Genomic DNA, 12,372 nt, shown 5'->3' with positions numbered 1-12,372 from the left:
CCGCGATCGCATTGTTAGCATATTAAATTGATAGCGTTGAGGATTACGATTATTGTTGTGCCAATTAAGGAGAAATTTGCATGGTAGTCTCCACAACCCAAAGAGCCGATCGTGTCGTATTAAATAACATCAGTTGGGAACAATTCGAGAGTTTACTTTCCCTACTTGGAGAGCGATCTGTTTCGAGAATAAGTTACGATCGAGGAACTTTAGAAATAATGACTCCCTTACCTGAACATGAATATTACATAGACACAATTAGTGATGCGATTAAAGACATCGCAGAAACATTAGAACAAGACTACGAATGTTATGGCTCAACCACTTGGAAGCGAAAACTTAAAGAAGCGGGAGTCGAACCTGACAATTGTTTTTATTTCCAAAATGAAGCAAAAGTGCGGGGAAAATTAGAACTCAATCTCGACATTGATCCCCCTCCCGACTTGGCGTTAGAAGTCGATTTAACCAACAAATCCTTAAATCGTTTTCCCATTTATGCTCGCTTAGGTGTTCCTGAAATTTGGACTTATGAGCAAGGAAAATTAACCATCTATCAGTTACAAAATAACGCCACTTATCAAGTGACAACTCAGAGTTTAGTTTTTCCGTCTCTTCCGATTCAAGAACTGCCAAACCTGTTAGAAAAATACCGAAATCAGGGAAGAATTGCTTTTAGGAAAGCCGTCAGAAAATGGGTGATTGCTCACCAATAATACTCGGTTCCCTCAATCAATGATCAAAAGTAGGTTGGGTGGAGCGAAGCGAAACCCAACACCAATCAGTGACCAGTTATCAGTATTTCTCAAACTGAAATTGATAGCGTTGAGGATTACGATTATTGTTGTGCCAATTAAGGAGAAATTGCCATGTTACTCTCCACAAGCAAAAGAGCCGATCGTGTCGTGTTAAATAATATCAGTTGGGAACAATTCGAGAGTTTACTTTCCCTACTTGGAGAGCGATCTGTTTCGAGAATAAGTTACGATCGAGGAACTTTAGAAATAATGACTCCCTTACCTGAACATGAATATTACAAACAACTCATTAGTATTTCGATCGAGGATATCGCAGAAACATTAGAACAAGACTACGAATGTTATGGCTCAACCACTTGGAAGCGAAAACTTAAAGAAGCGGGAGTCGAACCTGACAATTGTTTTTATTTCCAAAATGAAGCAAAAGTGCGGGGAAAATTAGAACTCAATCTCGACATTGATCCCCCTCCCGACTTGGCGTTAGAAGTCGATTTAACCAACAAATCCTTAAATCGGTTTCCCATTTATGCTCGCTTAGGTGTTCCTGAAATTTGGACTTATGAGCAAGGAAAATTAACCATCTATCAGTTACAAAATAACGCCACTTATCAAGTGACAACTCAGAGTTTAGTTTTTCCGTCTCTTCCCATTCAAGAACTGCCAAACCTGTTAGAAAAATATCGTAATCAGGGAAGAATTGTTTTTAGGAAAGCCGTCAGAAAATGGGTGATTGCTCACCAATAATACTATAGCAATCCCATAAGAATTGTAAATTAATCCCCCCTAACCCTCCTCACTTCGCTCCGGTTTGGAAGGGGGGGAACGGTTTATCAACTTTTTACATAAGAATTAGAACTGCTATAGGCTCGCTCAATCAATTTAAATTAAAGTCTTTGACGGAAACTTTGTCACCTCGATCGAGCATAAGAATAACAGAAGACTGACCTTGAACAGAGGTAGATGGTTGCGCTAAAAAATACAATAAACTTGGCGACACATTAAGATAAAAAATCCAGTCAAATTAGATGCTAGTCTAACATTTTGTCCCCTCGCTCCGATCGCCGCTGATAAATATTTCCCATCATCTTTGACATAAACAACTAATATGTCTGCTGACTCCGTCCTGTTGTCAAGGGAGATAACTCTTGCTATTGTATGATAATGATTATCATCTTAAGTGAGGAGTAAAGATGCAAGATTTACGCAAGCAAGGGCTTGCAGTTATTGGAATGATGACGATTTTGTTCAATGGGGGGAACGTTGCCCAAGGACAATCTTTGAGAGATGATTCTTCGCAAATCAACAATGTTTTTGAACTGCGAGATGTGTCTCCTGATGACTGGGCATTTGAAGCACTACGGAATTTAATTGAACGCTACGGTTGTCTTGCGGGTTCTCCTGATGGACGTTTTTATGGCGATCGCGCTCTCACCCGTTACGAGTTTGCAGCAGCTTTAAACCAATGTTTGCGACAGATTGAAGATTTGATCAGCAATAACCCAACAGAGGTAACGGAAGGAGATTTAGCAACCCTACAACGGCTCACCAGAGACTTTGAAGCCGAATTGACCACCCTCAGCACGCGAGTGGATAACTTGGAAGCACGCACCACCTTTTTAGAAGACAATCAGTTTTCCACCACAGCCAAACTCAGAGGAACAGTACTATTTTCCTTGAATAGTGCTATTGGCAGCAACCAAGCTGTTCCTGTTTTTGTTGATGCTGGTAGCGCCCCTGACATTGATGAAGGAGTTGTTTTTAACAATCGCGTTCGTCTCAATTTTGATAGCAGTTTTACTGGGCGCGATCTTCTCAAAGTGCGTCTTGATGCTACAGATGTCACCCGTTTTAATGCACCAAGCACAACGGGAACAAATATGACTCGTCTTGCCTTCGATCGCGATACGAATAACAATGTTGTCCTCGGTAAACTATTTTATAAAACAGCACTGGGAGAACGCTTTTCCTACGCGATCGATGCCAGCAGGGGACGTTTTAACGCTCACATCGACAACTTTAACCGTTTTTTCGCCAATGCAGTTAAAGGTTCAATTTCCAACTTTGGGCGCATGAACCCCATTTATATTCAGGGGGCTGCGGGGGCTGGCGTAACCTTCAACTATGAACTCAGCGACGCTCTCACCCTTTCTGCGGGGTATCTCGGTCGCAATCCTGCGGATGTGAATCAAGGCTTATTTAACGGTTCTTATGCAGCCTTGGGACAACTTGCATTTTACCCCAGCGAGAACCTCAGTTTAGGGTTAACTTATGTCCGCGCCTATTATCCAGGGGGAGAACCCTTTGTTTCAGGGGGAACAGGAAGCCGTGTCGCCAACGCCCCTTTTAGCGGGAAGATTGCCACCTCAGCCAATCATTTTGGCTTGCAAGCAAACTCTCGTTTGAGCCGTAACTTTATCCTTGCGGGGTGGGCAGGTTTAACCCAAGCGCAAGCTGAAGCAGGTGGTAGTGGTTGGAATGGAACGCCTGTCAACGCTGGGGATGAGGCAACGGTTTTCAACTGGGCGTTAACCTTTGCCTTCCCGAATGTGGATAATCGGGGTAGTCGCGCAGGGATTATTATTGGTCAACCGCCCAAAGTAACCGCAAATGATGGCGGCCCCACTGGCGATGAAAGTGCGTTTCACTTAGAAGGGTCTTATCGGTATCAAGTGAATGCTAATTTGAGTATTGAGCCTGGGGTTTTAGTGATTTTTAATCCTGAAAATAACGGACAGAATGACACGATTACTGTGGGATTAGTCCGTACCATTTTTACTTTTTAATTTTCGGCAAAGCGTAAAATCTGACTCGCACTAAGGTTAAACTCTGGAATCACCGTTGATTTCAGAGGAGTGTCCCCTGTGTAAACTGTATCTTCATATTTGCCGTTAACCCAAAGACAGACGGTTACTTTTTGAGTCTCGCGATCGATGATCCAGTATTCGGTAATTCCTCGTGCTGCGTATTCCGTATGTTTATAACGATAATCGCGATCGCGACTTTCTTGTCCTGGGGAAACAATTTCCACAACTAAAGCTGGCGGCGGCATATCTTCAGTAATTATGTTTCTTGAATTGCCCATTAAGGCTTGATATGCTTCTTCAGTTAAAACTGCCAGATCAGGTAAGCGAACCGTCGCACGTTTGCCAGTAACAGTGACTTCTAAATCTTTGAGATTAATCAATGCAATAGAGATAAATTTTGCCAGTTCCAACATTAAGAATTTGGCAAGTTTACAGTTTTCAGGGGACTCTGTCGGCATTTCTATTAATTCTCCATCGACCAGTTCATACCGTTGATCACTACCGTCGTCATAAGCCAGAAACTCCTCTAAAGTAAAGAGTTGAGATTGATTAGAGATACTTTGCATGGTCATTGCATCAGCTTCCTTTTCCTAACATTTTAGTCGATCAGCAGGTATCCGGTTAGGTTACTTAGATTTAAGGTAATACCATGCGTGAACAATTAGTGCTACAAAGTGACTACTTAAGCCCCCCTTAATAAGGGGGGTTTGGGGGATCGACTGTAACCTGACTTTTTGAAAATGGTATAACATAGCCCGTCTTGCCATTATAGTTAGGGATGGCTAACTTTATTTCACCAAAATGTTATTATGATATCGTAATCTTAAAGTTATACAACTGTTTAAAATGACTAATCACTATATTCAGGTACTCAGTCAAATTAAATCTCTTAGCCTCTCTGAGAAATTAAAATTATTGGGCGATTTAAAAGAATTAGTTAATCAACCCGTAGAAGTTGAAGGAGAAGATGAAACCATTCCAATTGAGGAAATTATTCAAAGTCAAACTGCCTGGGATGATTATACATCTGGAAAAGATCAAGGAATTTCTTCTCAAGAATTAAAACATCAGTTATTAGAAGATAATTTTGCTTGATTATATTCTATTAAAACCAGCTGAGCGCTATTTAAAGCGAATGAAGTCTGATGAGCAAATTCGGATTCTGAATGCGTTAGATACTTTAATTTCTAATCCTTCAATTTTAGATATTAAACCGTTAAAAGGTCGTCCTGAGTTGCGTTTACGAGTAGGTAAATATCGAATTTTGTTTAGAGAGGATACAGAAAAACAGGTTTATGTGATTACCGCAATTGGTTCTCGTGGCGATATTTATAAATAGGCTTATTCTAAACTCGCTATAATTTTTTTAACTTCCTGAATGGGTAAGTCTAACGCTTCTGCAATTTGTTCGGCAGTTAAGCCAATTTTAACTAAGCGTGGGATAGCAGTAATAAGTCTGAAGCTATCTGATGGTGGGCATTGCCCACCCTACAATTTAGGTTCTTTTCCTTATTTCCCAGTCTATCCTTCAACATAAAAATCAGCGTTGGGCAGTTTTCCCCCCAAAAGTTTAGGATTGACCTGCATCAGCGACTGATAAAACACTTCCAACTCTGACTGTGCTTCCGCTGCACTGAGATATTCAAACCGATTTTTAGCCAAAGATTGCTCAATCACTGCTGGCGGTAAATCCATATATTTCGACCCTAACTCCGCTGCTGCGGTGGGGTTTTCTTGTATCCAGTCCAGAGAGTTTCGCAACTCAGCATGGATTAATTCCACCACGTCAGGATGCTGGTCTGTTAAACTCTTTAAGATGGAAACTCCTGCTTGGGGAAAACGGGCGGTTTGACCTGTTACGCCTCCCCAAGTTTCTCGAAAATCTAAACTGTAAAAAAGCTCGATGTTTTGTTCCTTTCCTTTCGCCACAACGCTACTAGCGCGAGGTTCAGCAAATACTCCCGCCTCTCCTTGTCCCACCAGCAACAGTTGCGCCGTGGATTGAAAATCTTGAGTAGAAACAATGGTTAGGTCTTCATCTGGGTTGAGTCCCGACTGAGTAGCGAGAAAACGGAAGATCATTTCTGGCATACTGCCCTGAAATGGAATCAAAACCGACTTCCCGCGCAAATCTTCCCAAGTGGCAATGCTGCTATCTGGAGAGAGAACATAAATATTGCCCCAAATCATGACATTAAGCAACCGTAGAGGAAACTCTTTTTGATACAGCCCCGCAGACAGTAAAGTAGGATTGGCTGCCATTTGTCCTTGTCCAGAAGTTAACAGGGCTTTCATTTGTTCATGGTTGCGAACGGGAATAAACTCTAGATTGGGGACTTTTTGCGAGAGACGGCTTTCTTCAATTAGGTAGGCAAGAGGAATGGCGAGTAAAATGGGAGAACCGCCAATCCCTAGAGAAGAGAGTTGTTCCCCCTGAGAAGGGGGCGTTTGACGATCGCAGCTACTGGCAACAACTAATCCGCTAGCGGTCATAATTTGTAAGAAACGGCGACGATTGTATTTCATAAGACTTAAAAAAGAGAGAGAGGTGTTTCAAGACTAAAACTCGCTGCGACTTCTGGCACGGCTTGTAACTGCGCCAAAATCCGATAAATATAAACAGCATCCCGTTGTTGAGGCGGTTTTTCATTTTCCCAGCAATAAACCATCCGAGCGGGCCGCGCTGAAAAAACGATTAAATGATCGGCCATGAGAACTGCTTCAGCGAGATCGTGAGTGACTAAAATAGCGGTGGTTTCGTGTTCGGCGACCCAATTCATGACTAATTTTTGGGCTTGTCCTCGTGTTCCCAAATCAAGAGAACTAAATGGCTCATCCAATAAGAGTAAACTGGGATCAATGGCAAACGCTCTGGCAAGATTGACCCGTTGTTTCATCCCGCCACTGAGTTGCTGAGGATAAAGGTGAGTGGCATCGGCTAAACCCACTTTTTCAGCGAGGGTACGCGCTCTTTGTAGTCGCCGTGTTTGATTGACTCCTTGGGCTTTGAGACCAATGGCAATATTTTCCACTGTGGTGTACCAAGGAAACAAGCAAGGCTCTTGAAAGACATAAGCAACAGATGAGAGGCTTGGTGCGACCTTTCCCGCAGTGGGAGAGACTAACCCTGCAAGGAGATTGAGGAGAGTCGTTTTGCCACAGCCAGAGGGCCCCATCAGACAGAGAATTTGGCTAGGTTTAACGCTGAGGCTGATTTCGTCTAAAACGAGTCGCGAGCCGTATTGGTGAGTAATTCGATCGAGTAATTGTACAGTCATTGGTCATTAGTCATTAGTCATTAGTCATTAGTCATTTGTGGTTTGTTTACTGGTTACTGATCACTGGTCACTGATCACTGGTCACTGATCACTGGTTACTGATCACTGGTCACTGGTCACTGGTCACTGATCACTGTTATCCGTCCAAGGGAGAAGACGCTTTTGCAGTTGCCTCAGCAAGGTATCGGAGGTTAAAACTAAGATAATGGTGATGACAATCCAAGCCATGACTTGTGCGGTATCAAGGTTTGCCCGAGCCGTATTGAGTTCTGCACCAATGCCTGTTGGGGTTGCTAAAACTTCTGACATGATGGCAACCCGCCAAGAAAGTCCTAATCCTGTGACCATGACGGGAAGAAGTTGAGAAAGGAGATGAGGAAGATAGAGAGATTGAAACAAAACTTTCCCTTGCATTTGGTAAACTTGTGCTACAGCTAACAAGCGAGGGTCGAGAGTGCTGATGGTTTCCGCGCTTGCTGTAAATAAGATAGGTGAGACGGTAACGGCAACCGTAAAAATGGAGTTGGTATCCCCTAAGCCAAACCACACCATCGCTAACACCAGCCAAGCAATGGGCGGTGTCCCTAAAAGGGCAGTGGCAATGGGATTGAGAGCTTGTTTAATTCGGCGCTGTGTCCCCGCAAGACTGCCCGATAGTCCTCCTGCTATAACCGCCAGTCCGAAGCCTGTGAGGGCATGAAAAACCGTTGCTCCCACAGCAGAAATCACTCGCCCTTCCCAGAGGAGGGTTTGCAGGGCGATTCCCACTTCGATCGCGCTGGGTAAAATCACGCTGGTGTAGCCTTGGGCTGCCCATTGCCACAGCAGAAGGATGATAATGAAAGAGATTAGCCCCATGTCAACACTTATGGTTAACCGAATTTCAGCTTAAGGGAGAGGGGGCGCGATCGTCAAAAGACAGGCTGTCGAACTTCATCTGGTACTGATGTTATTTTAAATTTATGGGAATCCCTTTACAATAGAGTTGAGTTAAAATGATAATGATTATCATACTAATTCAAGGATGAACTGATGGTTACTACTCAAAACTCTGTTCCTGTCACCGTTTTAACGGGTTATCTCGGTGCTGGCAAAACGACTCTACTGAATCGGATTCTCACCCATGAACATGGCAAAAAAGTTGCCGTCGTTGTTAATGAATTTGGAGAAGTTGGCATTGATAACCAGTTGGTGGTTGATACCGATGAAGAAATCTTTGAGATGAACAATGGCTGTATTTGCTGTACCGTGCGTGGCGATCTGATTCGGATGATTGGCAATTTGATGAAACGGCGGGATAAATTTGATCATCTGGTTATTGAAACCACAGGGATTGCTGATCCAGCCCCAGTGATTCAAACATTTTTTATGGATGAAGATGTCCGCGCAGAAACTAACTTAGATGCAGTGATTACACTGATTGATGCTAAACATATCCATCAGCATTGGGATGCGGAAGAAGCCCAAGAACAAATTGCCTTTGCTGATGTCATTTTACTGAATAAAACGGATTTAGTGAGTCTGACGGAATTGGAAGATTTAGAAGGGCGCATCCGAGGAATGAATGCCATGGCAAAGATTTATCGCACGCAGGATGCACAAGTGGCAATGGATGATATTTTAGGGGTGGAAGCATTTAACCTCGATCGCGCTTTAGAAGTCGATCCCGATTTCTTGGGGGAAGACGCGCACGAACATGATGAGACGGTCAAATCAGTGGTAATTGATGAGACGGGAATGCTCGATGGTGATAAACTAGACCAGTGGGTCGGTGAACTTCTCCGCAACCAAGGACCCGATATTTTTCGGATGAAGGGCATCTTAAATATTAAAGGGGAAGACAATCGCATTGTGTTTCAAGGGGTGCATATGTTGTTTGATGGCAAGGCAGATCGCCCTTGGCTTCCCAACGAAACCCGCAAAAATGAACTGGTTTTCATCGGACGTAACTTAGATGAAGCTGCACTCAAAGCTGGATTCCGAAACTGTTTAATTAAAAAATGAGAAGTCGTATCGCATTTGAGCCCAGAGGAGAGAGTTTTTTATCAGATTATATCAGCGCGATCGCGTGGTCGCCAACAGGAGACTTTTTCGCGGTCAGTGCTGCTTCTGGAGAAGTTGCCCTTTTCAGCTTAAACTCCTTTGTCCCTGTTTTCCTACAACCCGCCAATGATTATACAGTTGATTGTCTCGCCTTCTCTAGTGATGGTCAATTTCTAGCCAGTGCGGGACAATCAGGACAGGTGAAAATCTGGGAGGTGTCTTCTGATCCTCCTCAAGTCATCGCGACCCTAGATTATCCTTCTACGTGGATTGATTGTTTAGCATGGAATCCAGTGAATCATCAGCTTGCTTTCAGCTTGGGAAAGTATAGCCAAGTTTGGGATGCAATAACTCAAGAAATTGTCACGACTCTGAATCTTGAAACCTCATCGGTGCTAGATTTAGATTGGCGCAATGATGGGTTATGGCTGGCGGTGGGAGGCTATCAGGTGACACAAGTTTGGAATACTCAAGACTGGGATGATGACCCCGAATTGGTTGAAGTTTCTTCTGCGAGTATTGCGGTCAAGTGGTCTCCTGACAGTCGCTATTTGGCTTGTGGAAACCTCGATCAGACGCTTTTGGTTACGGAATGGGGAAATCCTGATCCTTGGCTGATGCAGGGCTTTACGGGTAAAGTCCGTCAACTGGCTTGGTCTGCTTTTCCCAATCGTGCCGGTGCGCCGTTGTTAGCTGCAAGTAGTGGCAATGATATTGTAGTTTGGGAACGGAGCAAAAATCAACGCATTGGCTGGAGTAGTGAAGCGGTGAGTCATGAAGAACAAGTGGCTGCTATGGCGTTTCATCCCCAAAGTTTAAGACTCGCCTCAGTGGGGAAAGATGGTTGGCTTCACTTTTGGCATCGCGGTCAGAAGCTACTACAATCGTTTTCCCCGACCTTAGATGGATTTTCTACTCTGAGTTGGCATCCGCATGGTCATCATCTGGTTGCTGGTAGCGAAGCGGGAGAAGTTTTTCTTTGGTCGCAAACCCAAAGCGGACGTGGCTTTGGGTAATTGAAGATTTAAAGCTGGTTAAAGTCTATGATCGAGATGAATAAGCCAAATTACTTTTGGTTAAAGCAGGAACAATCAAATCACTTGCCATCCTTGCTCCTGCTATATTTCTTTCTCGGATCCCACTTGTAGCCCAGCATAAGCACTCATCATAAACAATTCGCAGCCTTGCCAACGCAAATGGGAATCGAGAACAGGTAAACCATTAATCACTTTGATGGGATATCTTTCCCGCATCAGTGAGAGTAAAGGATGTTCCTCCACATTGGTTTTATGACCCGTTCCTAGCCAAATGCGATCGACATTCAGACACTGACCATTATTACAATCAACGTGCCAATAATCCCCTTCCCAAACCGCTTGTTTCACTTCACAGTGCGGAGATAGTATCACCTTTCCTTGATGCTGTTGTTGCCGTAACTTGGTCATCACACACTGGGAGTCATCGACCCGCCATTTCGTGCTGTTTGCAATAACTGAAAGCGTTGATACCAGTTGGTTTCCGCCCAAAATCCCTTGAGATATTTTGGCCCCAGCCAACCTGGATCAGCATCAAATAGTTTTTCTTGAAAATCGCGCCTTGCCATTAAAATCACCGTTGCCCCCAGCTTGGTCGCACCCAAGGCTAAATGTCCACTGGTTAACCCACCGCCGACAATCAAAATTATTTCACCGCGCAGACTTAATTTTCGTAAATCAATTTGGCTACTGTGGCACAACTGATGACGCAAGTGTAGAGATGACAACTGTTTTGCCCAATCTGGAATAATCGGTTTTCCCGCCCCCACTGCTAAAACCACTCGTCGCGCTGTCAGAGTTTCTCCTGTGGATAGGTACAGTTGAAATTTACGCTGAAGGGGAGTAAGACTTAGTACCCTTGCAGGATATACTGTATTTTGTAACTGCAAGTTTTGAATTAAATCTTCGCGAACCCCCCTTACATCCCCCCTAATAGGCAGGGCTGTTTCATTCTCGGGGTAAAATTGTAAATGTAAAGCGCGATCGCGATAATAAATCAGTAGCGCGATCGCGCATTTCTAGAAAAATTTCTGATATGTCTAGTTTAATCAGTTACTTAAAACAAGTCAAGGACTGGCGCGATCGCAGTGGACAAAGACATCCCCTATGGTGGGTACTTTTCATTGTTATTCTTGGTTTAATGATGGGTAACTTAAGTTACCGAGACTTAGCTGCCTTTGGAAAAAATAAGCATTACTACCTCACTCGTTTAGGAAAATCTCCTAAGCTAAAGTCGCCATCTTATTCAACAATTAGAAGAGCCATGATGGGAGTAGATAATAATGATTTAATTCAAGTTTTTAACCAATGGGCTGCTCAATTATCTTCCCCAGATGAACTTTCTAATTGGATCGCGATTGATGGTAAAAGTATTAAGTCAACTTTAACTGATACCTACGGAAATAAGCAGAATTTTGCTTCAATTGTCTCTTGGTTTAGTCAGGACAATGGGTTAGTTTTAGCTCTAGAAAAATTAGAGAATAAAAAGACTTCAGAAATTTACTGTGTTCGAGAGATGGTGAATAACACGCCTTTATCAAATCAAGTTTTGACTCTGGATGCAGTTCACTGTCAAAAAGAAACAATTAAAACGATTAATCGCTCTCGTAATGATTATGTAATTGCGGTGAAGAAAAATCAACCGAAATTGTACAACCGTTTAGAAGAAATCGCTCATAATCAGATTTCTGATCAGGAAGATATTCGAACAGAAACGAGTCACGGACGACAAGTTACTCGAACCGTATCTGTCTTTAGAATTCCAGAAACTCTTCAAGAAATTTGGATCAGTAGTCAGTGTTTTATCAAAGTAGAAAGGAAAGGCACTCGAAAAAATAAGCCTTATCATCAAATTGTTTATTATTTAAGTAGTTGTTACCAAACGGCTCAAAATTTTAGTAAAAAGATTCAGGGACATTGGGGAATTGAGAACCAACTACATTGGGTTAAAGATGTTATTTTTTCTGAAGATGTTTCCCCGGTACACCATCTTCAGTCAGCAGTCAACTTTTCAGTATTAAAAACCATTTGTCTTAATCTTTTCAGACTATTAGGCTTTTTATCAGTTACTGAAGCCCGAAGATGGCTTGGAGAGAGGCTTTGGCTACTACCCATTTTGATAGAATGAAACAGCCCTGCCCCTAATAGGGGGGACAGAGGGGGGTTGAGTTCCAGGTAAATCGTAGGGCGGAAAAAATTCATGGCGACGATGTTCGCCAAAGTTGCGGAGGGCTTGCGGGTTGGGATGAGGATGATGGGGAGAGGGCGATCGCAGATGAGGAATCTGAAACGCACTAAATTGATGATACCACTGCTGCATCCATCTCCTTTGAGGGATCGAAAACCATCAAACGATTCCTCATTGACTTTTTCTTCTGTAACAGATGTGTGACAAGGGTTAAGGCTTGGGGTCCCGCGCCAATAATGGCGATATCGATCGAGGTCTTCATTATGACAA

The 12,372-nt window shown here is 43.2% G+C and carries 14 protein-coding genes and 1 pseudogene; 8 read left to right on the top strand and 7 right to left on the bottom strand.

Annotated elements, in window-relative coordinates; translation table 11 throughout:
* Positions 1 to 80 precede the first annotated feature (80 nt).
* From DACSA_RS13205 to DACSA_RS13195, 3 genes are all read left to right on the top strand, one after another.
* Entirely contained in the window at positions 81 to 713 is a 633-nt protein-coding gene (locus DACSA_RS13205; RefSeq protein ID WP_015230232.1) for a Uma2 family endonuclease, read from the top strand.
* A gap of 153 nt (positions 714 to 866) precedes the next feature.
* Complete coding sequence (locus DACSA_RS13200; protein WP_015230231.1) at positions 867 to 1,499, top strand: Uma2 family endonuclease; 633 nt, start codon at positions 867 to 869, stop codon at positions 1,497 to 1,499.
* Between the two features lie 446 nt (positions 1,500 to 1,945).
* Positions 1,946 to 3,538, top strand: a complete 1,593-nt coding sequence (locus tag DACSA_RS13195) for an iron uptake porin (protein ID WP_015230230.1) — start codon at positions 1,946 to 1,948, stop codon at positions 3,536 to 3,538.
* Here the strand turns inward: DACSA_RS13195 and DACSA_RS13190 are convergent.
* Positions 3,535 to 4,131, bottom strand: a complete 597-nt coding sequence (locus DACSA_RS13190) for a Uma2 family endonuclease (protein WP_015230229.1) — start codon at positions 4,129 to 4,131, stop codon at positions 3,535 to 3,537. The genes DACSA_RS13195 and DACSA_RS13190 overlap by 4 nt on opposite strands.
* Positions 4,132 to 4,405: 274 nt before the next feature.
* Between DACSA_RS13190 and DACSA_RS13185 the strand changes: the two genes are divergently transcribed.
* The gene (locus DACSA_RS13185; protein ID WP_015230228.1) at positions 4,406 to 4,654 is read left to right on the top strand and encodes a hypothetical protein; all 249 of its coding nucleotides are present in this window, start codon (positions 4,406 to 4,408) and stop codon (positions 4,652 to 4,654) included.
* Positions 4,647 to 4,898 (top strand): type II toxin-antitoxin system RelE family toxin, encoded by a 252-nt coding sequence (locus DACSA_RS13180; RefSeq protein ID WP_015230227.1) that lies wholly within the window; start codon positions 4,647 to 4,649, stop codon positions 4,896 to 4,898. The genes DACSA_RS13185 and DACSA_RS13180 overlap by 8 nt, the downstream gene beginning before the upstream one ends.
* A gap of 182 nt (positions 4,899 to 5,080) precedes the next feature.
* Here the strand turns inward: DACSA_RS13180 and DACSA_RS13175 are convergent, their stop codons facing one another.
* The 3 genes from DACSA_RS13175 to DACSA_RS13165 form a co-directional block, all read right to left on the bottom strand.
* Positions 5,081 to 6,085, bottom strand: coding sequence for an ABC transporter substrate-binding protein (locus tag DACSA_RS13175; RefSeq protein ID WP_015230226.1), 1,005 nt, complete (start codon positions 6,083 to 6,085; stop codon positions 5,081 to 5,083).
* A gap of 5 nt (positions 6,086 to 6,090) precedes the next feature.
* Positions 6,091 to 6,837: an ABC transporter ATP-binding protein gene (locus DACSA_RS13170; protein WP_015230225.1), complete on the bottom strand. Its 747-nt coding sequence runs from the start codon at positions 6,835 to 6,837 to the stop codon at positions 6,091 to 6,093.
* A 123-nt stretch (positions 6,838 to 6,960) separates the two neighbouring features.
* Positions 6,961 to 7,695 carry an ABC transporter permease gene (locus tag DACSA_RS13165; RefSeq protein ID WP_015230224.1) on the bottom strand — a complete coding sequence of 245 codons (735 nt, stop codon included), beginning with the start codon at positions 7,693 to 7,695 and terminating at the stop codon, positions 6,961 to 6,963.
* A 174-nt stretch (positions 7,696 to 7,869) separates the two neighbouring features.
* On the opposite strand from DACSA_RS13165, the gene DACSA_RS13160 reads away from it, so the two are divergent.
* Together DACSA_RS13160 and DACSA_RS13155 are read left to right on the top strand one after the other, a co-directional pair.
* The gene (locus tag DACSA_RS13160; protein ID WP_015230223.1) at positions 7,870 to 8,841 is read left to right on the top strand and encodes a CobW family GTP-binding protein; all 972 of its coding nucleotides are present in this window, start codon (positions 7,870 to 7,872) and stop codon (positions 8,839 to 8,841) included.
* Complete coding sequence (locus tag DACSA_RS13155; protein WP_015230222.1) at positions 8,838 to 9,896, top strand: WD40 repeat domain-containing protein; 1,059 nt, start codon at positions 8,838 to 8,840, stop codon at positions 9,894 to 9,896. The genes DACSA_RS13160 and DACSA_RS13155 overlap by 4 nt, the downstream gene beginning before the upstream one ends.
* Before the next feature lie 102 nt (positions 9,897 to 9,998).
* On the opposite strand, the gene DACSA_RS18350 is transcribed toward DACSA_RS13155, so the two are convergent.
* Together DACSA_RS18350 and DACSA_RS18345 are read right to left on the bottom strand one after the other, a co-directional pair.
* The gene (locus DACSA_RS18350) at positions 9,999 to 10,325 is read right to left on the bottom strand and encodes a hypothetical protein (RefSeq protein WP_051017320.1); all 327 of its coding nucleotides are present in this window, start codon (positions 10,323 to 10,325) and stop codon (positions 9,999 to 10,001) included.
* Positions 10,325 to 10,804 (bottom strand): FAD-dependent oxidoreductase, encoded by a 480-nt coding sequence (locus DACSA_RS18345; protein WP_051017319.1) that lies wholly within the window; start codon positions 10,802 to 10,804, stop codon positions 10,325 to 10,327. The genes DACSA_RS18350 and DACSA_RS18345 overlap by 1 nt, the downstream gene beginning before the upstream one ends.
* 146 nt (positions 10,805 to 10,950) lie before the next feature.
* Between DACSA_RS18345 and DACSA_RS13145 the strand changes: the two genes are divergently transcribed.
* Entirely contained in the window at positions 10,951 to 12,042 is a 1,092-nt protein-coding gene (locus DACSA_RS13145; RefSeq protein ID WP_015228074.1) for an ISAs1 family transposase, read from the top strand.
* Positions 12,043 to 12,078: 36 nt separating this feature from the next.
* On the opposite strand, the pseudogene DACSA_RS23090 reads toward DACSA_RS13145, so the two are convergent.
* Positions 12,079 to 12,364: pseudogene (locus DACSA_RS23090) on the bottom strand (FAD/NAD(P)-binding protein); the annotation flags it as partial.
* Between the last annotated feature and the right edge of the window lie 8 nt (positions 12,365 to 12,372).

It is taken from the genome of Dactylococcopsis salina PCC 8305, from assembly GCF_000317615.1.
Lineage (GTDB): Bacteria > Cyanobacteriota > Cyanobacteriia > Cyanobacteriales > Rubidibacteraceae > Halothece > Halothece salina.
Note: the sequence above shows the minus strand (reverse complement) of the source record. Positions and strands in the feature narration are given on the sequence as shown.